Origin of the sequence: Streptomyces sp. NPDC053367 (assembly GCF_044545925.1) — a bacterium.
GTDB lineage: Bacteria > Actinomycetota > Actinomycetes > Streptomycetales > Streptomycetaceae > Streptomyces.
In genome coordinates this window covers 123883-141980 of the sequence record NZ_JBITYN010000010.1, presented here as the reverse complement: position 1 = coordinate 141980, position 18098 = coordinate 123883, and the positions used below count along the sequence as shown (strand labels likewise).

At 73.0% G+C, this 18098-nt stretch carries 16 protein-coding genes and 1 pseudogene; 7 read left to right on the top strand and 10 right to left on the bottom strand.

The annotated features are described in order from the left end of the window. Nucleotides 1-39: 39 nt before the first annotated feature. Entirely contained in the window at nucleotides 40-414 is a 375-nt protein-coding gene (locus tag ACIGXJ_RS27460) for an NTP pyrophosphohydrolase (protein WP_399650535.1), read from the bottom strand. A 66-nt stretch (nucleotides 415-480) separates the two neighbouring features. On the opposite strand from ACIGXJ_RS27460, the gene ACIGXJ_RS27455 reads away from it, so the two are divergent. Beyond that, entirely contained in the window at nucleotides 481-1503 is a 1023-nt protein-coding gene (locus tag ACIGXJ_RS27455; protein ID WP_399650532.1) for a hypothetical protein, read from the top strand. Nucleotides 1504-1757: 254 nt separating this feature from the next. On the opposite strand, the gene ACIGXJ_RS27450 is transcribed toward ACIGXJ_RS27455, so the two are convergent. Continuing rightward, the gene (locus ACIGXJ_RS27450) at nucleotides 1758-3887 is read right to left on the bottom strand and encodes a 3-hydroxyacyl-CoA dehydrogenase NAD-binding domain-containing protein (RefSeq protein ID WP_399650529.1); all 2130 of its coding nucleotides are present in this window, start codon (nucleotides 3885-3887) and stop codon (nucleotides 1758-1760) included. Then, nucleotides 3884-5101 carry a thiolase family protein gene (locus ACIGXJ_RS27445; RefSeq protein ID WP_399650526.1) on the bottom strand — a complete coding sequence of 406 codons (1218 nt, stop codon included), beginning with the start codon at nucleotides 5099-5101 and terminating at the stop codon, nucleotides 3884-3886. The genes ACIGXJ_RS27450 and ACIGXJ_RS27445 overlap by 4 nt, the downstream gene beginning before the upstream one ends. A gap of 197 nt (nucleotides 5102-5298) precedes the next feature. On the opposite strand from ACIGXJ_RS27445, the pseudogene ACIGXJ_RS27440 reads away from it, so the two are divergent. Continuing rightward, nucleotides 5299-5406 (top strand): annotated as a pseudogene (locus ACIGXJ_RS27440) (carbohydrate ABC transporter permease); the annotation flags it as partial. Nucleotides 5407-5461: 55 nt separating this feature from the next. Here ACIGXJ_RS27440 and ACIGXJ_RS27435 read toward each other — a convergent pair. From ACIGXJ_RS27435 to ACIGXJ_RS27425, 3 genes are all read right to left on the bottom strand, one after another. Beyond that, nucleotides 5462-6751 carry an HRDC domain-containing protein gene (locus tag ACIGXJ_RS27435; RefSeq protein ID WP_399650524.1) on the bottom strand — a complete coding sequence of 430 codons (1290 nt, stop codon included), beginning with the start codon at nucleotides 6749-6751 and terminating at the stop codon, nucleotides 5462-5464. 181 nt (nucleotides 6752-6932) lie between these two features. Next, nucleotides 6933-7595 carry a response regulator transcription factor gene (locus tag ACIGXJ_RS27430; RefSeq protein ID WP_003972894.1) on the bottom strand — a complete coding sequence of 221 codons (663 nt, stop codon included), beginning with the start codon at nucleotides 7593-7595 and terminating at the stop codon, nucleotides 6933-6935. A 212-nt stretch (nucleotides 7596-7807) separates the two neighbouring features. Beyond that, nucleotides 7808-8494 (bottom strand): DUF3000 domain-containing protein, encoded by a 687-nt coding sequence (locus ACIGXJ_RS27425; RefSeq protein ID WP_399650522.1) that lies wholly within the window; start codon nucleotides 8492-8494, stop codon nucleotides 7808-7810. A gap of 97 nt (nucleotides 8495-8591) precedes the next feature. Between ACIGXJ_RS27425 and hemE the strand changes: the two genes are divergently transcribed. Then, nucleotides 8592-9659, top strand: coding sequence for a uroporphyrinogen decarboxylase (gene hemE / locus ACIGXJ_RS27420; protein WP_399650519.1), 1068 nt, complete (start codon nucleotides 8592-8594; stop codon nucleotides 9657-9659). Nucleotides 9660-9666: 7 nt separating this feature from the next. Here hemE and ACIGXJ_RS27415 read toward each other — a convergent pair whose 3' ends face one another. Next, nucleotides 9667-10473 (bottom strand): rhomboid family intramembrane serine protease, encoded by an 807-nt coding sequence (locus tag ACIGXJ_RS27415; RefSeq protein WP_399650518.1) that lies wholly within the window; start codon nucleotides 10471-10473, stop codon nucleotides 9667-9669. 107 nt (nucleotides 10474-10580) lie between these two features. Between ACIGXJ_RS27415 and ACIGXJ_RS27410 the strand changes: the two genes are divergently transcribed. Both ACIGXJ_RS27410 and ACIGXJ_RS27405 read left to right on the top strand, forming a co-directional pair. Further along, entirely contained in the window at nucleotides 10581-10826 is a 246-nt protein-coding gene (locus ACIGXJ_RS27410; protein WP_399650515.1) for a hypothetical protein, read from the top strand. Nucleotides 10827-10896: 70 nt separating this feature from the next. Next, on the top strand, nucleotides 10897-11508 hold the full coding sequence (locus ACIGXJ_RS27405) for a hypothetical protein (RefSeq protein WP_399650513.1): 612 nt from the start codon (nucleotides 10897-10899) through the stop codon (nucleotides 11506-11508). Here ACIGXJ_RS27405 and ACIGXJ_RS27400 read toward each other — a convergent pair. Next, entirely contained in the window at nucleotides 11505-12896 is a 1392-nt protein-coding gene (locus ACIGXJ_RS27400) for an FAD-dependent oxidoreductase (RefSeq protein ID WP_399650996.1), read from the bottom strand. The genes ACIGXJ_RS27405 and ACIGXJ_RS27400 overlap by 4 nt on opposite strands. Nucleotides 12897-12929: 33 nt before the next feature. Further along, nucleotides 12930-13952 (bottom strand): DUF4349 domain-containing protein, encoded by a 1023-nt coding sequence (locus ACIGXJ_RS27395; protein WP_399650510.1) that lies wholly within the window; start codon nucleotides 13950-13952, stop codon nucleotides 12930-12932. Between the two features lie 240 nt (nucleotides 13953-14192). Between ACIGXJ_RS27395 and hemG the strand changes: the two genes are divergently transcribed. Together hemG and hemQ are read left to right on the top strand one after the other, a co-directional pair. Next, nucleotides 14193-15644 carry a protoporphyrinogen oxidase gene (gene hemG / locus ACIGXJ_RS27390; protein WP_399650508.1) on the top strand — a complete coding sequence of 484 codons (1452 nt, stop codon included), beginning with the start codon at nucleotides 14193-14195 and terminating at the stop codon, nucleotides 15642-15644. Nucleotides 15645-15649: 5 nt separating this feature from the next. Continuing rightward, nucleotides 15650-16381, top strand: coding sequence for a hydrogen peroxide-dependent heme synthase (gene hemQ / locus ACIGXJ_RS27385; protein WP_399650504.1), 732 nt, complete (start codon nucleotides 15650-15652; stop codon nucleotides 16379-16381). 65 nt (nucleotides 16382-16446) lie between these two features. Here hemQ and ACIGXJ_RS27380 read toward each other — a convergent pair whose 3' ends face one another. Further along, nucleotides 16447-18063: an alpha/beta hydrolase gene (locus ACIGXJ_RS27380; protein WP_399650501.1), complete on the bottom strand. Its 1617-nt coding sequence runs from the start codon at nucleotides 18061-18063 to the stop codon at nucleotides 16447-16449. Between the last annotated feature and the right edge of the window lie 35 nt (nucleotides 18064-18098).

The window sequence follows — 18098 nt, the reverse complement described above, 5'->3', positions numbered from 1 at the left end:
CGGTCGCCGTACGACGGCCAGGTCCACGGCGAACGGCGTTCAGTCCCCGCCCCCACGCACCGCACGAGGCCCGGCGACCGACGCCCCGAGCTCACTCACACGCCGACGCAGCTCCCGGTCGGCCGTCACCACCAGGCACGCCCGACCCGACCCCTCCGCGACCAGCTCCACCATCAGGTCGTCCCCGCTGCCCGGCGCGGACTCCACACGCACCCCCGGCACCGACGGCACACCCCGCGCCGCGCCCTCCACCACCAGCACGATCTCCACCGGCCCGGCGACCCCCGGCACCCCGTCCACCGCCAGCCGGTCCCGCAGCCGCTCCGCGGCGCCCCGCCGGTCCCGCCACCACCCGTCCGGCACCGACCCGACCACGTTCGCCGCGTCGACGATCACCAGCACCGCGTCACCCATGCCGTCAGACTCCCACGCCCCCCGGCAGGGCGGCCCGGCCCCCACGGCTAAAGTGGCCTCGTGTCGATGGACCGTACAGTGAACGGCAACTGGCTCATACGAGGCCGGGACGGCCGACTCAGCGTCTACCTGCCCGCCGACGACGCGGTTCTGTGCCGGGCCGAACGCGTCCCCGGCGGCTCCTGGGAACCTCCGCGCAGGATCGGCGGCGACCAGCCGCTGCACGCCGGCTTCGCAGTGGGGCAGGGCCCCGACGGCTACGCCCACCTGGTGGCCTGGCGGCCCACTCGTCCGGGTGAATCGGGGCTGGTGCACTCCACCCACTTCCGGCCCCTGCTCGCCGCGCTCGACTGGACCCCGTTCGGACACCCCAACAAGGAGGGTGACCGCACCGGCGCCCCCGTCGTCGCCGTCGACGTCGAGGGGCGGGCCCATCTCTTCGTCCGCAACCGCGGCAAGGGCGTGTCCATGAGGAACCAGAAGGAGCGCGGCGGGCTCAACTCCTGGAACGACCTCAGGGGCTCCAAGGTGGAGGACCTGCTCGCCGTGACGGGCGAGTCGGGCCGTATCGAGGTGTACGCGACCAACCACACCGGCATCCTGCGCTGGTTCCAGCAGGAGCCCGGCAGGCGCCCGGTCGCGGCGGACCCACTGCTCGTGCCGGTGCGGCCGGGCACGCTCGCCGCGCTGCCCACCTCCAAGGAGCACACGACCCTCTTCTACGCCGACCCCGAGGGCACGCTCCACGCCTGGCGGCCCGACGCCGAGCCCAGGCCCCTGCTCGCTGCGGCCGGCCCCGGTCCGGTGACCGTGCTGCGCTGCGACATCGACGGCCTCGACTGCACGATCCTCGCCCAGCACTCCGTCTCCGGCCGGGTCGCGTTCGCCGCCTACCCGACCGAGCAGGAGCCGGTCGGCCTGAGCTGGACGGAGTCCGGCCCCCAACTGCCCACCGGCACGCGGGTGGCGCTCGCCCAGGACGCCACGGGCCGGGTCGTCGCGGCGACCCTCACCCCGGACGGCACCCTGCGCCTGAGCCGCCGCAAGGACGAACCCGGACTCGCCCTGGAGGCATGGCACGAGGTCTGACCAGCCGTAGGGCAGAACGCCGGACGTCCCGCACGCCGACGGACGTCCGGCCAGAAGCCCGGCGTCCGGCACGCCGACGGGCGCCCGGCACGACAACGGGCATGAAGCAGACGCCTCGTGCGGCACAACGCCTCGTGCGGCACAACGCCTCGTGCCGCACAACGCCTCGTGCCGCACAACGCCGCGTGCGGCACAACGCCGGGGCCCGGCACATCCGCCGATGTGCCGGGCCCCGTGACGTCCGTACGGAAGGGTTACGCGGGGACGCTCGCCACGCCCTGCTCCAGGAACCGCTTGCCGTTCACCCGCTCCGAGACGCCCTCACGGTCCAGGTACGGCGTGATGCCGCCCAGGTGGAAGGGCCAGCCGGCGCCGGTGATCAGGCAGAGGTCGATGTCCTGGGCCTCGGCGACGACGCCCTCGTCGAGCATGAGCCCGATCTCCTGCGCCACCGCGTCGAGGACACGGGCCCGGACCTGCTCCTCGGTCAGGACGACGTCGCCCTGCTTCAGCAGCGCCGCGACCTCCGGGTCCAGCTCCGGCTTGCCGCTGTCGTAGACGTAGAAGCCGCGCTTGCCGGCCTCGACGACCGCCTTGAGGTTCGGGGACACCTTGAAGCGCTCCGGGAAGGCGCGGTTCAGGGTCTCCGAGACGTGCAGGCCGATGGCCGGGCCGACCAGCTCCAGCAGGACCAGCGGCGACATCGGCAGACCGAGCGGCTCGACGGCCTTCTCGGCGACGGCGACCGGGGTGCCCTCGTCGATGACGTTCTGGATCTCGCCCATGAAACGGGTCAGGATGCGGTTCACGACGAACGCCGGGGCGTCCTTCGTCAGCACCGCGGTCTTCTTCAGCTTCTTGGCGACGGCGAAGGCCGTCGCCAGCGAGGCGTCGTCGGTCTTCTCGCCGCGGACGATCTCCAGCAGCGGCAGGACGGCGACCGGGTTGAAGAAGTGGAAGCCCACGACCCGCTCGGGGTGCTTGAGCTTGGAGGCCATCTCCGACACCGACAGCGAGGAGGTGTTGGTCGCGAAGATCGCGTGCGCCGGGGCGACCGCCTCGACCTCGGCGAACACCTGCTGCTTGACGCCGATCTCCTCGAACACGGCCTCGATCACGAAGTCCGCGTCCGCGAAGCCCTCGGCCTTGTCCAGGACACCGGTGACCAGGGCCTTGAGGCGGTTGGCCTTGTCCTGGTTGATACGGCCCTTGCCGAGCAGCTTGTCGATCTCGGCGTGGACGTAGCCCACACCCTTGTCGACGCGCTCCTGGTCGATGTCGGTCAGCACGACCGGCACCTCGAGGCGGCGCAGGAACAGCAGGGCCAGCTGGGAGGCCATCAGACCGGCGCCGACGACGCCGACCTTGGTGACCGGGCGGGCCAGGCTCTTGTCCGGGGCGCCGGCGGGGCGCTTGCCGCGCTTCTGCACCAGGTTGAAGGCGTAGATGCCCGAGCGCAGCTCGCCGCCCATGATCAGGTCCGCGAGGGCCTGGTCCTCGGCGTCGTAGCCCTTCTGCAGGTCGCCGTCCTTGGCGGCCTCGATGATGTCGAGGGCGCGGTAGGCGGCCGGGGCGGCGCCGTGCACCTTGGAGTCCGCGATGAAGCGGCCCTTGGCGACGGCCTGGTCCCAGGCCTCACCGCGGTCGATCGCCGGGCGCTCGACCACGACGTCGCCCTTGAGGACGTTCGCCGTCCAGATCAGCGACTGCTCCAGGAAGTCGGCACCCTCGAACAGCGCGTCGGCGATGCCCAGCTCGAAGACCTGCTTGCCCTTGAGCTGCCTGTTCTGGTTGAGGCTGTTCTCGATGATCACCGAGACGGCCTTCTCGGCGCCGATCAGGTTCGGCAGGATCGTGCAGCCGCCCCAGCCCGGGACCAGGCCCAGGAAGACCTCGGGCAGCGAGAAGGCGGGCAGCGCCTTCGACACGGTCCGGTAGGTGCAGTGCAGGCCGACCTCGACGCCGCCGCCCATCGCGGCACCGTTGTAGTACGCGAAGGTCGGCACGGCGAGGCCCGCGAGGCGCTTGAAGACCTCGTGGCCGCCCTTGCCGATGGCCAGCGCGTCCTCGTGCTTCTTCAGCAGCTCGACGCCCTTGAGGTCGGCGCCGACGGCGAAGATGAACGGCTTGCCGGTGATGCCGACACCGACGATCTCGCCGGCCGCGGCCTCTTTCTCGACCTGGTCGATCGCGGCGTTGAGGTTCGCCAGCGACGCCGGGCCGAAGGTGGTCGGCTTGGTGTGGTCGAAGCCGTTGTCCAGCGTGATCAGGGCGAAGCGCCCGGCGCCGTACGGCAGGTCGAGGTGGCGGACGTGCGCGGACGTCACGACCTCGTCGGGGAACAGCTCGGCCGCACCCTTCAGAAGCTCAGCGGTGGTGCTCACTTGTCCCCCTCGAAGTGCGGGTTCTCCCAGATGACCGTCGCGCCCATGCCGAAGCCGACGCACATGGTGGTCAGGCCGTAGCGGACGTGCGGCTGCTCCTCGAACTGGCGGGCCAGCTGCGTCATCAGACGCACGCCGGAGGAGGCCAGCGGGTGGCCGAAGGCGATGGCGCCGCCGTACTGGTTGACGCGGCTGTCGTCGTCGGCGATGCCGTAGTGCTCCAGGAAGGCCAGCACCTGGACGGCGAAGGCCTCGTTGATCTCGAACAGGCCGATGTCGGAGATGGACAGCCCCGCCTGGGCGAGGGCCTTCTCCGTGGCCGGGATCGGGCCGTAGCCCATGACCTCGGGCTCGACGCCCGCGAAGGCGTAGGAGACCAGGCGCATCTTGACCGGCAGGCCGTTCTCGCGCGCGAAGTCCTCGGAGGCGATGATCGAGGCGGTGGCGCCGTCGTTCAGACCGGCCGCGTTGCCGGCGGTGACCCGGCCGTGGACGCGGAACGGCGTCTTCAGCCCGGAGAGGTTCTCCAGGGTGGTGCCCGGGCGCATCGGCTCGTCGGCGGTGACCAGGCCCCAGCCGGTCTCGCCGGCCTCCGGGTTGGTGCGGCGCACCGAGATCGGCACCAGGTCCTGCTGGATCTTGCCGTCGGCGTACGCCTTGGCGGCCTTCTCCTGCGAGCGCACCGCGTACTCGTCGGCGCGCAGCTTGGTGATGCTCGGGTAGCGGTCGTGCAGGTTCTCGGCGGTCATGCCCATGAACAGGGCGGACTCGTCGACCAGCTTCTCGCTCACGAAGCGCGGGTTCGGGTCGACGCCCTCGCCCATGGGGTGGCGGCCCATGTGCTCGACACCGCCGGCGAGGGCGACGTCGTAGGCGCCGAAGGCGACGGAACCGGCGACCGAGGTCACGGCGGTCAGCGCGCCGGCGCACATACGGTCGATCGAGTAGCCCGGCACGGACTGCGGCAGCCCGGCGAGGATGCCCGCCGTGCGGCCCAGCGTCAGACCCTGGTCACCGATCTGCGTGGTCGCGGCGATGGCGACCTCGTCGATCTTCTTGGGGTCCAGACCGGGGTTGCGGCGCAGCAGCTCCCGGATCGCCTTGACGACGAGGTCGTCGGCGCGAGTCTCGTGGTAGATGCCCTTCGGGCCCGCCTTGCCGAACGGGGTGCGGACGCCGTCGACGAAAACGACGTCCCTGACGGTACGAGGCACGATGGCTCTCCTCCAGGGTGCGGTATGGCACTGCTGCGGCGCGCATGCACTGAGCGCGCGCTCAGGACCCATGCTACTTACGAGTAACGTAGCTGCACAGCCCCGGGGCCCGGAGCGGCGAAGGTCACATCGGAAACGGGCTCCTGGGTGCTGCGGCCGGGCGTGCGGGGAACCGCGCGCCGAGCCGCGACGGCGCGAACGACTTCTACATCCCCTTCGTCCTCGTCCGCATGCCCTCGGCAGACCTTGGCGCGATCTCGACGTCCCCGTTCCGATTCCGGGGCCCCTGCGCCGCCCACGGGGAGAACGGCCCCGTCGCACGGGCCGCCTTCGGCGGCGAGGCGGCCACGCCCCGCTCGGCTACGACGCCTGGGCGGAGAGGGCCGCCACGAGTGCGGGCGTGACCTGCTCGACCTGCCAGGCCCGCGCCCCGTGCCCGGCCAGCGCGGCGCTCACCGACTCGGCGTCGACCACCTTCGGCGGCTCCCAGCACACCCGCCGCACGGTGTCGGGGGCGATCAGGTTCTCCTGCGGCATGTTCAGCCGCTCGGCCAGCGCGGAGACGGCCGCGCGCGCCGCGGACAGACGGGCCGCGGCGGCGGGGTCCTTGTCGGCCCACGCCCGCGGCGGCGGAGGTCCCGCGACGGCCTGCCCCTGCTGCGGCAGCTGGGACTCGGTGAGGGCCCGGGCCCGGTCCACCGCGGCCTGCCACTGCTCCAGCTGACGCCGCGCCATCCGCTGCCCGAACCCGTTGAGCGCGGCGAGCGCCTGTACGTTGGCCGGCACGGCGAGCGCCGCCTCCACGATCGCCGCGTCGGACAGCACCTTGCCCGGCGACACGTCCCGCCGCTGCGCGATCCGGTCCCGCGTCTGCCACAGCTCCCGTACGACGGCCAGCTGCCGGCGTCTGCGCACCTTGTGCATACCGGACGTACGGCGCCAGGGGTCCTTGCGGGGCTCGGCCGGCGGCGCCGAGGCGATCGCGTCGAACTCCTCGCGGGCCCACTCCAGCTTGCCCTGCCGGTCCAGCTCCTTCTCCAGCGCGTCACGCAGGTCGACCAGCAGCTCGACATCCAGCGCGGCGTAGCGCAGCCAGGGCTCGGGCAGCGGGCGGGTGGACCAGTCGACGGCGGAGTGGCCCTTCTCCAGGACGAAGCCGAGCACGGACTCGACCATCGCGCCGAGGCCGACGCGCGGGAAGCCGGCCAGCCGCCCGGCCAGCTCGGTGTCGAACAGCCGGCCCGGCACCATGCCTATCTCGCGCAGACACGGCAGGTCCTGGGTGGCGGCGTGCAGCACCCACTCGACGCCGGACAGTGCCTCGCCGAGCCCGGACAGGTCGGGGCAGGCCACGGGGTCGATCAGCGCGGTCCCCGCGCCCTGGCGGCGCAGCTGCACCAGATAGGCGCGCTGGCCGTAGCGGTAGCCGGAGGCGCGCTCGGCGTCCACGGCGACGGGGCCGGAGCCGGCGGCGAAGGCGGTGATCACCTCGGCGAGGGACGCCTCGTCGGCGATCACCGGGGGAATGCCCTCGCGGGGTTCGAGCAGCGGGATCGGCGCCCCTGCAGCAGAAGATCCGTTGTCGTCCGGAGGGGCGCCCCCGGTGGTTCGCAGTGGTGTGTCTGCTGCGGTCTCTTGGGCGTCGGTCACCTGTCAAGGGTATCCATCTGTGGACAGGGCCCGCCGACGGAACGTTCCGTCGACGGGCACCTGGGGGTCGTAAACCAGTCAGCTCGGTGAAACGCCCGGTTCACGACGGTTCACGACGAGAGACGGCCGCGGATGCTTGGGGAATCGACGCCCGGCTCTGGTCATGTTCATGAATGCCGGCTCAGTGGATGATCCCGGTCCGCAGGGCCACCGCCACCATGCCGGCGCGGTCCCCCGTGCCCAGCTTGCGGGCGATGCGGGCGAGGTGGCTCTTGACGGTGAGCGCCGACAGACCCATCGAGACGCCGATCGCCTTGTTCGACTGGCCCTCGGCGACGAGTCTGAGCACCTCGACCTCGCGGCCGGACAGTTCGCGGTAGCCGCCCGGGTGGCTCGGGGCACCCGGGGGGCGGCGGTGCAGCCGGGCCGCGGCGGCGCCGATGGGGGCCGCGCCGGGCCGGGTGGGGAGCCCGACGTTGGTGCGGGTGCCGGTGACGACGTAGCCCTTCACTCCGCCCGCGAGGGCGTTGCGCACGGCGCCGATGTCGTCGGCCGCCGACAGGGCGAGGCCGTTGGGCCAGCCCGCGGCGCGGGTCTCCGAGAGCAGGGTCAGGCCCGAGCCGTCGGGCAGGTGGACGTCGGCGACGCAGATGTCGCGCGGGTTGCCGATGCGGGGCCGGGCCTCGGCGACGGACGACGCCTCGATGACGTCGCGCACACCGAGCGCCCACAGATGGCGGGTGACGGTGGAGCGGACGCGTGGATCGGCGACGACGACCATGGCGGTGGGCTTGTTGGGGCGGTAGGCGACCAGGCTTGCGGGCTGCTCGAGGAGAACGGACACCAGGCCTCCTGGGTGCGGGACGGCTTTGAAGGTCACAGTCGTCTTCGGCAGCAAACCCGGTGCCCTTTAGGGAATGATCACGATCTAGTGAGTAACAATTCGTGCAATTCGGACAGGCGATCGATCGTTCGGTGACCACATCGTTTCGTTCGATCGACTGCTTCTGATGGAAAGTGGCCGTATCGACATAGTGATGCCTCGCGGCGAGGCCGTCACCGGCTCTGCGGGCCCCGCCGTTGCGGCAGCGTCACCACCGACGCGTCACCCGGACCGGCCGGCGGCAGCCCCGCGACCTGGGCGAGCAGATCGCACCAGGACGCCAGATGCGCCGCCGTGTCAGGAATCCCGCCCAGCCCCTCCCGGGGCGTCCAGGACGCCCGGATCTCGATCTGCGACGCGGGCGGACGCGCCGACAGCCCCCCGAAGTGATGGGAGCTCGCCCGGGTGACCGTGCCGCTCGGCTCGCCGTACGCCAGCCCCCGGGCCTGCAGCGCCCCGGTCAGCCAGGTCCAGCACACGTCCGGCAGCAGCGGATCGGCCGCCATCTCCGGCTCCAGCTCCGCGCGCACCAGCGTCACCAGCCGGAACGTGCCGCGCCAGGCGTCGTGCCCGGCCGGGTCGTGCAGCAGCACCAGCCGGCCGTCGGCCAGCTCCTGCTCACCGTCCACGACGGCCGCCTCCAGCGCGTACGCGAAGGGGGCGAGCCGCTTGGGGGCCGGTGTCGGATCCACCTCGATCTGCGGGCGCAGCCGGGCCGCCCGCAGGGCGTCGACGGCGGCCCTGAAGGGCAGCGGTGCCGTCCCGCCCGTATGCCGCTCCGCGTCCCCGATGTCCCCGGTGTCCTTGCTCTCGTCCATTCCGCCAGCGCCGTCCGACAGTCTTCCCTGAGCCGCAGCCATGCGGGGAAGAGTAAGGGGAACGGGGGCCGCGCGCAGGGCAAGACACCCGGCAGGGGGGCGGCCACGTCACCTCGGGAGCCGTGCGAGACTTTCCGACGTGAGTGCCAACGGAAGCCCTGCGGGCCAGCAGCCGACAGCCACCTACGACTCCGCCTTCCTCAAGGCGTGCAGGCGCGAGCCCGTGCCGCACACGCCCGTGTGGTTCATGCGGCAGGCCGGCCGCTCGCTGCCGGAGTACCGCAAGGTCCGCGAGGGCATCCCGATGCTCGAGTCCTGTATGCGCCCCGAGCTGGTCACCGAGATCACCCTGCAGCCGGTCCGCCGGCACGGCGTGGACGCGGCGATCTTCTTCAGCGACATCGTCGTCCCGCTGAAGGCCATCGGCATCGACCTCGACATCAAGCCCGGCGTCGGCCCGGTCGTCGAGCGCCCGATCCGCACCCGCGCCGACCTGGCCCAGCTGCGCGACCTCACCCCCGAGGACGTCTCCTACGTCACCGAGGCCATCGGCCTGCTCACCCGCGAGCTCGGCGCCACCCCGCTGATCGGCTTCGCCGGTGCCCCGTTCACCCTCGCGAGCTACCTCGTCGAGGGCGGTCCGTCGCGCACGTACGAGAACGCCAAGGCGATGATGTACGGCGACCCCGAGCTGTGGGCCGACCTGCTGGACCGTCTCGCCGACATCACTGCCGCCTTCCTGAAGGTGCAGATCGAGGCGGGCGCGAGCGCGGTCCAGCTGTTCGACTCCTGGGCCGGCGCCCTCGCCCCCGCCGACTACCGGCGCTCGGTCATGCCCGCCTCCGCGAAGGTCTTCCGCGCGGTCGAGTCCTACGGTGTGCCGCGCATCCACTTCGGCGTCGGCACCGGCGAGCTGCTCGGCCTGATGGGCGAGGCCGGCGCGGACGTCGTCGGCGTCGACTGGCGCGTCCCGCTCGACGAGGCCGCCCGCCGGGTCGGCCCCGGCAAGGCGCTGCAGGGCAACCTCGACCCGACCGTGCTGTTCGCCACCACCGAGGCGGTCGAGGCCAAGACCCGCGAGGTCCTCGACTCCGCCGCGGGCCTGGAGGGCCACGTCTTCAACCTCGGCCACGGCGTCATGCCGTCCACCGACCCCGACGCGCTCACCCGCCTCGTGGACCACGTCCACACGCTGACGGCCCGCTAGCGGCCCCTCACCACGTGTGCCGGGGCCGCGCCCGCCTGCCGAACAGCAGCCCGCGCGGCTCCGGCGGCGGGGGCGTGCCCGGCCGCAGCGGCCAGGCCAGCAGCATCCCGGCCACGAACCCCACGATGTGCGCCGCGTACGCCACCGTGCCCGCGTCGGAGACGCCCTCGCCCGACGAGTACACCGCCTGCAGCGCGAACCAGAAGCCCAGCACGATCCACGCGGGCAGCCGCAGCGGCAGGAACACCAGGAACGGGACCAGCACCCAGACCCTGGCCTTCGGGTACAGCACCAGGTAGGCCCCGAGCACCCCGGCGATCGCCCCGGACGCCCCGATCAGCGGCTCGCCCGAGTCGGCGTTCAGCAGGGCGAAGCCGTAGGTCGCCGCCAGGCCGCACACGCCGTAGAACAGCGCGAAGCGCACATGGCCCATGCGGTCCTCGATGTTGTTGCCGAAGATCAGCAGGAACAGCATGTTGCCCAGCAGATGCAGCCAGCCGCCGTGCAGGAACATCGCCGTCAGCACGCTCAGCTCGGGCGACTTGTCGTAGCCGGGCGGCGCGACCACGCACCCGGGCCCCTGCGCGCCTACCCCGACGTCACCCGTCGGCACCAGGCGGGGCAGCTGATGGTGGATCAGTTCCCGCGGCACGGCGGCGTAGTGGTCCAGGAACGCCTGCATGTCGCAGAGCTGGACGAGGCCCCGGCCGCTCCACGGCATGAACAGGAACACGACGATGTTCGCGGCGATGAGGCCGTACGTCACCCAGGGGGTGCGCCGTGCGGGGTTCACGTCATGGACGGGGATGACCACACAGGACTACTGCCCCCGATCCATGGGGCGAACCGGTGAACATGGCCGTTCGTGAGTCCGTATGACTCCACATGGCGATGAACGAACGAGTCGGTACGGTGCCCGCGATGCACGCCCTCCCGGACGGGGAGGCGGAGCTCGCGCTCGTGGTGCGGCTGCCGTGGGAGGACGTGGCACGGCTGGGTCAGGAGGCCGGGCGGCTGGCCAGCCAGATGCAGCGGCCGGTGACGCTGGACGAGGCGGTCAGCCATCGGCTCAGGTCGCGTCCGGCGGTGGCCGCGCACGCGAGGCCGGCCGAGCAGACCGGGACCGCCCCCGTGTCCGCGCTGCCGCGTCTCAACGGATCGGCCTAGGCACGCACGCGTTCCCGCTTGAGTACCGGTACTCATGTGAGGCGGTGGCCGGGAACAGCAAGCTGTGCGCATGCCACGAATCACTGCCGCGACCCGCACGGTCGCCCTCGCCCTGACCGCTCTCGCCGCCGTGTCGCTCACCGCCTGCGGCACGGAGACGACGAGCACGCAGCGGACGAGCACCGATGTCGCTGGAGCCCGCCCCACGCAGACCCGGGCGGCCGCCTCCGGCGCGGAGACGGCGTTCGCCGCGATGCTCGACGAGGTCGGGCGGTCCTGCCCCGCGCACGGCCCGCGGGACGTGCCGCCGACGGACCTGCCGGCCGACGACCCCGCGACCGAGGAGCTGGAGGGGCCCATCGCCCCCACCGCGGGTCCGGAGGCCGAGCTCGACGCGCGCGACTGGTGTGTGATGAGCCTCCACGAGGAGCGCGTCACCCGGGCCCTCCTCGAGGTGACGGACCCCGCCCCGGCCGAGGTCAGGAAGGTCCTCAACGGCCTCGGCTACATCGACGCACGCATCCACCGCCTCGAGCGGTCCGGCACCACCACCCGCTTCCTGCTCGACCTGCGCGACAAGGGCGGCCGGCTCTGCCTGGACGGCACGGCGGCCGGCGAGCGGACCCTCGTCGAGGGCTGCGTGGCCCCCGAGTCCGGCCCGCTGCCGCTGACGTCCCGTTAGCTGGGGCGGACCTTGGCCGCCGCCTTGCGCGCCGCCACCAGGACCGGGTCCCACACCGGGCTGAACGGCGGTGCGTAACCCAGGTCCAGGGCGGTCATCTGGTCCACCGTCATGCCCGCGGTCAGCGCGACGGCCGCGATGTCGACGCGCTTGCCCGCCCCCTCGCGGCCCACGATCTGGACGCCGAGGAGCCGGCCCGTGCGGCGTTCGGCGAGCATCTTGACGGTCATGGGGGAGGCGCCCGGGTAGTAGCCCGCGCGGCTGGTGGACTCGATCGTGACCGTCTCGTACTGCAGTCCGGCCCGCCGTGCGTCCTTCTCGCGCAGGCCCGTGCGGGCGATCTCCAGGTCGCAGACCTTGCTCACGGCGGTGCCGACGACTCCGGGGAAGGTGGCGTAACCGCCGCCGACATTGGTGCCGATGACCTGGCCGTGCTTGTTGGCGTGGGTGCCGAGCGCGATGTGCCGCTCGCGGCCGGAGACCAGGTCGAGCACCTCGACGCAGTCGCCGCCGGCCCAGATGTTCTCGTGGCCGCGCACCCGCATCGCCAGGTCGGTCAGCAGGCCGCCGTGGGCACCCAGCGGCAGCCCGGCCGCGCCGGCGAGGGTGGTCTCCGGGCGGACGCCGATGCCGAGCACGACGACGTCCGCCGGGTACTCGGCGTCCTCGGTGACCACCGCCCGCACCCGGCCGTCGGACCCGGTCCGGATCGCGGTCACCTCGGCGTCGTCGGCCATGGTGATGCCCAGGCCGGTCATCGCCTTGTGCACCAGGCGGCCCATGTCCGGGTCCAGCGTCGACATCGGCTCGCTGCCCCGGTTGACGACCGTCACCTCGTAGTCGCGGTTGATCAGCGCCTCGGCCATCTCCACACCGATGTACCCGGCGCCGACCACCACCGCGCGCCGCCCGCGCGTGCGCTCCAGCGTGTCCAGCAGCGCCTGCCCGTCGTCCAGGGTCTGCACCCCGTGCACCCCGGGCGCGTCGGCACCCGGCATGTCCGGACGGACCGGCCGGGCGCCCGTGGCGATCACCAGATCGTCGTACGACGTCCAGGACTCGGCCCCGGAATCCAGTTCACGCGCGCGTACCCGCTGCCCGGCCACGTCGATCTCCATGACCTCCGTGCGCATGCGCAGGTCGATCCCGCGCGAGCGGTGCTCCTCCGGGGAGCGGGCGATGAGCTCGTCCCGGTCGGTGACGTCACCGCCCACCCAGTAGGGGATCCCGCACGCCGAGTAGGAAGTGAAGTGGCCGCGTTCGAAGGCCACGATCTCCAGCTCCTCGGGGCCCTTCATCCGGCGCGCCTGGGACGCCGCCGACATGCCCGCCGCGTCCCCGCCGATCACGACGAGCCGCTTCTTCCCGTTCCCCGTGCCCCTGTTCATGGTCATGCGAACACGCTACGGGGACACGGCATTTCAGTCCCGCTCGCCCTCCCGCTGCGGACCCGGCACCGAACCCGGCACCGGACGCGCCGCCGGCTGCGGGCCGAGCGCGCTCGCCGCGGGGCCCCGCTCGGGGCGGCGCGGCAGCCGGGGCCGGACCACCCGCAGCCACAGCAGCGCCGACAGCCCGAGCGCCACCAGGAACGGCAGCACCGCGCCCAGCACCAGCGCGATCCACCGCAGGGTCGTCAGGAACGCGTCCCAGCCGCCCGACAGGGCGTCCCCGAACCCGGGACCGTCGTCCTCGGCGGCCTGCTTCACCGGCGTCCCGGTCAGCGACAGCGTGATCGTCGCCAGGCTGGTGCGGTCCTTCAGGGACGCCTGCCGCGCCAGCAGCGCCTCCAGATCCGCCTGCCGGGTGCTCAGCTCGCCCTCCAGCTCCACGACATCGCTGAGCCGGGTCGCCTGGTCCATCAGCTCACGGATGCGGGCCACGCTCGCGCGCTGCGACCTGATCCGGCTCTCCACGTCGACGACCTGCTCGGTGACGTCCTCCGCCCGCGCCGTGCGCTCCAGAAGCCGGCCCGCGCCCTGGAGGTCCCGCAGCACCTCGTCGTAGGACTCCGCGGGCACACGCAGCACCAGCCGGGTGCGTTCACGGCCCTCGGCGTCCCGCGAGGTCGACTCCCGGCCCACATAGCCGCCCACGCCCTCGGCGACGGTACGGGCCTGCTCCAGAGCCTTCGGCACGTCCCCGACCTGCACGGTCAGCGAGGCGGTGCGGATGATGAACGGCGTCCCCGGCACGGGCACGGGCGCGGTCTTGCGGTCCGCGCCGCCGCCCGCCGCCTCGGCGCCCTGCGCGCCGACCGCCTTGTCGTGGGCCGCGCCGCCACCGTCACCGCTGTCACCGGCACCGGCGCTGCACCCGGCGAGCGCCAGGACCGCGCCGAGCACGACTCCGGCCAGGGCCCGCGCGGGCCGAGCGGGCCGAGCGGGCCGTGCGGGCCGTGCGGAACGCGAGACACGCGCAGGACGTGCGGAACGTGTGTACATGGGACTGCCCCCCGAGGGTCGACACACTGACCCTTCTTCGACGCCCGAGCCCGCCCGGACGTTGGGTTCCGCACGTTCCGAGGCGATAACGGTCGGGACTCGGATCGGATCGGGGAGGGGGAGCGGGGAGGGGGCGGATCGGGGCGCGGGGCGGGGCGCCGGGTCGGACCGGTGAGGGGCCGGCTCGGCAGGGGCGGCGGCTCTGGCCGTGCTGTCGGTGGTGGATGAGAAAGTGGGGGCATGAGCGCACATGGCACCCAGAACAGGCAGGTCGTCGTCATCGGGGCCGGTATCGCGGGACTCGCGGCCGCGCACCGGCTGCTGGCGCGCGGCGCGGCGGTGACCGTGCTGGAGGCGTCCGACCGGGTCGGCGGCAAGCTGCTGCCGGGTGAGATCGCCGGCGCGCGGGTGGACCTGGGAGCCGAGTCGCTGCTGGCCCGCCGCCCCGAGGCGGTCGCCCTCGCCCGCGAGACCGGCCTCGCCGGCAGTCTCCAGCCGCCCGCCACCGCCACCGCCTCGATCTGGACGCGCGGCGCCCTGCGGCCCATGCCCAAGGGTCATGTCATGGGCGTCCCCGGCACCGCCTCCGCCCTGGCCGGCGTCCTCTCGGACGAGGGCCTGAAGCGCATCGAGGCCGACGCCGAGCTGCCCCGCACCGAGACCGGTGACGACGTGGCGGTCGGTGAGTTCGTCGCCGCGCGGCTCGGCCGCGAGGTCGTCGACCGGCTCGTCGAGCCGCTGCTGGGCGGGGTGTACGCGGGCGACGCCTACCGCATCTCGATGCGCTCGGCCGTCCCCCAGCTCTTCCAGGCCGCCCAGCGGCACACCTCGCTCACCGAGGCCGTGCGCGACATCCAGGCCGGCGCGGCCGCCGCCCGGCAGACCGGGCCGGTGTTCATGGGCATCGCCGGAGGCGTGGGCCGCCTCCCGCTCGCCGTCGCCGACTCGGTCCGCGCGCGCGGCGGCGAGATCCTCACCCGCGCGCGCGTGACCGAGCTGCGCCGCGAGCCGGCCGGCTGGCGCGTGGTGACGGCCGACCGGGTGCTGCACGCGGACGCCGTCGTCGTCGCCGTCCCCGCGCCCGCCGCCGCGGCCCTGCTGCGCGCCGAGGCCCCGGCCGCCGCGGCCGAGCTGACCGCCGTCGAGTACGCCTCCATGGCGCTGATCACCCTCGCCTACCGCCGCGCGGACGTCGACCTGCCCGAGGGCAGCGGCTTCCTGGTCCCGCCGGTCGACGGCCGCACCATCAAGGCGTCCACCTTCGCCTCCCAGAAGTGGGGCTGGATCGCCGACGAGAACCCGGACGTGGTCGTCCTGCGCACCTCCGTGGGCCGCTACGGCGAGACCGAGATCCTCGACCGCCCCGACGCCGACCTCGTCGACGTCTCCCGCCACGACCTGCGCGCGGCGACCGGCCTGGACGCCCGCCCCCTCGACACCCGCGTCACCCGCTGGACCGACGGCCTGCCCCAGTACCCGGTCGGCCACCACGCGCGCGTGGCCCGCGTCCGCGAGCACGTGGGCAAGCTGCCCGGCCTCGCCGTGTGCGGCGCGGTCTACGACGGCGTCGGCGTCCCGGCCTGCATCGCGAGCGCGTACGCGGCCGTGGACCAGCTCGACGGAGATCTCGGCGGTGTGCAGGAGCTCACCGCCCACCCGGTGCAGAGTCTGCACGGAGGAGCGGGAGAATAAGGACCATGAGTGACGACGCCCCCACCCCCGGCCCCGACCGGATCCCGAACAAGGGCAAGCTGGCCAAGGACCTCAACGAGGTCATCCGCTACACCCTGTGGTCCGTCTTCAAGCTGAAGGACGTGCTGCCCGAGGACCGCGCGGGCTACGCCGAAGAGGTCCAGGAGCTGTTCGACCAGCTCGCCGCCAAGGACGTGACGATCCGCGGCACCTACGACGTCTCCGGCCTGCGCGCCGACGCGGACCTCATGATCTGGTGGCACGCCGAGACCGCCGACCAGCTGCAGGAGGCGTACAACCTCTTCCGCCGCACCAGCCTCGGCCGTGCCCTGACCCCGGTCTGGTCGAACATGGCGCTGCACCGCCCCGCCGAGTTCAACCGCTCGCACATCCCGGCGTTCCTCGCCGACGAGACGCCGCGCAACTACGTCAGCGTCTACCCCTTCGTGCGCTCCTACGACTGGTACCTCCTGCCCGAGGAGGACCGCCGCCGCATGCTCGCCGACCACGGCAAGATGGCCCGCGGCTACCCGGACGTCCGCGCCAACACGGTCGCCTCCTTCTCCCTCGGCGACTACGAGTGGCTGCTCGCCTTCGAGGCCGACGAGCTCTACCGCATCGTCGACCTGATGCGCCACCTGCGCGCGTCGGAGGCCCGCATGCACGTCCGCGAGGAGGTCCCCTTCTTCACGGGCCGCCGCAAGAGCGTGAGCGAGCTGGTCGTCGGCCTCGCCTGAGTGCCTTCAGGGGCGCGGGGAACTGCGCGACCGGCCGCACACGGCCCGCAGTTCCCCACCGGCCGTCACCGGGACGGCGACGGCACCGGCTCCGCGCGCCCCGCACAGGCAGCGCGCCGAGAAGGCAGACGCCCCTCTAGCAGGTAGGCCTCGAAGTACGAGTTGACACATCGGTTGGGCCCCCCGGCCACCCCGTGCGACCCGGCGTCCCGCTCGGTCACCAGCACGGAACCCGACAGCCGCCGATGCAGCTCCAGCGCCCCGTCATACGGCGCGGCGGCGTCCCGCTCCGCGGCGAGGATCAGCACCGGCGGCACCTCCCCGGGCCCGGTCCGCACATCAAGAGGCCGCTGACGCGGCGCGAGCCAGTACGCGCAGGGCAGGTTCGTCCACACGTTGTCCCAGGTCTCGAACGGCGCCACCCGCGCCAGCCGCGTGTTGTCCCGGTCCCACACCCGGAAGTCCCTCGGCCAGGGCGCGTCGTTGCACTCCACGGCCGTGTACACCGCGCTGGAGTTCTCCGCCTCGGCGGCCGCCTCCCGCACCGGGCCGGCGATGTCGATCAGCAGCTGCGGGTCGCCCTTCAGGTACTCCGACAGCGCCTGCGCCCGCAGCGGCCAGTAGTCGTCGTAGTACCCGGCCTGCAGGAACGCCCCCTGCAACTGCCCCGGGCCGACCTTGCCGCCCGCCGGCTCCGCGGCCAGCCGGGCCCGCGCCTTCTCGTAGGAGCGCAGCACCTCCTCCGCCGTGTCGCCGAGGCCGTACACCTTGTCGTGCTCGGCGATCCACTCCCGCAGGTCGGCCCAGCGGCCCTCGAAGGCGGCCGACTGGGCGAGGTTGTTGCGGTACCAGATCTGCTCCGGGGAGGGGTCCACCGGCGAGTCGAACACCATCCGCCGCACATGTGAGGGGAACAGCGACGCATACAGCGCCCCGAAGTACGTGCCGTACGAGGCGCCCATGAAGGTCAGCCGGCGCTCGCCGAGGGCGGCGCGCAGGACGTCCAGGTCACGGGCGTTGTTCAGGGAGTGGTAGTGCCGCAGGGCGCCCCCGGTCCGCTCGGCGCAGCCGCGCGCGTACGCCTTGGCCTGCGCGACGCGTTCCCTCTTGTACGACGCCGAGGGGTGGGTCGGCGCCTGCGAGGGCCCCTTGAAGAACCGCTTGGGGTCCTGGCAGGACAGCGGCGCGGAGCGGCCGACACCGCGCGGGGCGTACCCGACGAGGTCGTAGGCGGCGGCGATGCGCTTCCACTCCGGCAGCATGCCGATCAGCGGGAAGTAGAAGCCGGAGGCGCCGGGCCCGCCCGGGTTGAAGACCAGGGCGCCCTGGCGCGGCACCTTGCGCTTGCTGTTGTGCGGGTCGCGCTGGGTGGCGCGGACCCGGGAGACGCTGAGCCTGATCTGCCTGCCGCCCGGGTCGGCGTAGTCGAGCGGGACGGAGACCGTGCCGCATTCCATGCTGCCGGGCATGTCCTGGTCCGCCGCGCACCTGCCGAAGTCGATGCCGGTCTGCCGGGCCCGCGCGGCGGCGACCGCGGTGCCGCGCAGTTCGGCCGCGGCGCCCGCCCTGCGGGACGTACCGAAGGGGTCGGACGCTCCGCCGGCCGGGGCCGCGGCCAGGGTGGTCAGCAGCAGTGCGGCGGTCAGCGTCCCTGCGGCCGAGTGACGGGCGGCGGCTCTCATGGCGTATCCCTTCGGTGCACGGCGGCGACAGAAGG

Coding starts and splice junctions, on each gene's coding strand:
- ACIGXJ_RS27460 (WP_399650535.1), bottom strand. CDS start 414: ATGGGTGACGCGGTGCTGGTGATCGTCGACGCGGCGAACGTGGTCGGG.
- ACIGXJ_RS27455 (WP_399650532.1), top strand. CDS start 481: ATGGACCGTACAGTGAACGGCAACTGGCTCATACGAGGCCGGGACGGC.
- ACIGXJ_RS27425 (WP_399650522.1), bottom strand. CDS start 8,494: ATGGCTGCGGCTCAGGGAAGACTGTCGGACGGCGCTGGCGGAATGGAC.
- ACIGXJ_RS27410 (WP_399650515.1), top strand. CDS start 10,581: ATGCACGCCCTCCCGGACGGGGAGGCGGAGCTCGCGCTCGTGGTGCGG.
- ACIGXJ_RS27405 (WP_399650513.1), top strand. CDS start 10,897: ATGCCACGAATCACTGCCGCGACCCGCACGGTCGCCCTCGCCCTGACC.
- ACIGXJ_RS27400 (WP_399650996.1), bottom strand. CDS start 12,896: ATGAACAGGGGCACGGGGAACGGGAAGAAGCGGCTCGTCGTGATCGGC.
- ACIGXJ_RS27395 (WP_399650510.1), bottom strand. CDS start 13,952: ATGTACACACGTTCCGCACGTCCTGCGCGTGTCTCGCGTTCCGCACGG.
- hemG (WP_399650508.1), top strand. CDS start 14,193: ATGAGCGCACATGGCACCCAGAACAGGCAGGTCGTCGTCATCGGGGCC.
- hemQ (WP_399650504.1), top strand. CDS start 15,650: ATGAGTGACGACGCCCCCACCCCCGGCCCCGACCGGATCCCGAACAAG.
- ACIGXJ_RS27380 (WP_399650501.1), bottom strand. CDS start 18,063: ATGAGAGCCGCCGCCCGTCACTCGGCCGCAGGGACGCTGACCGCCGCA.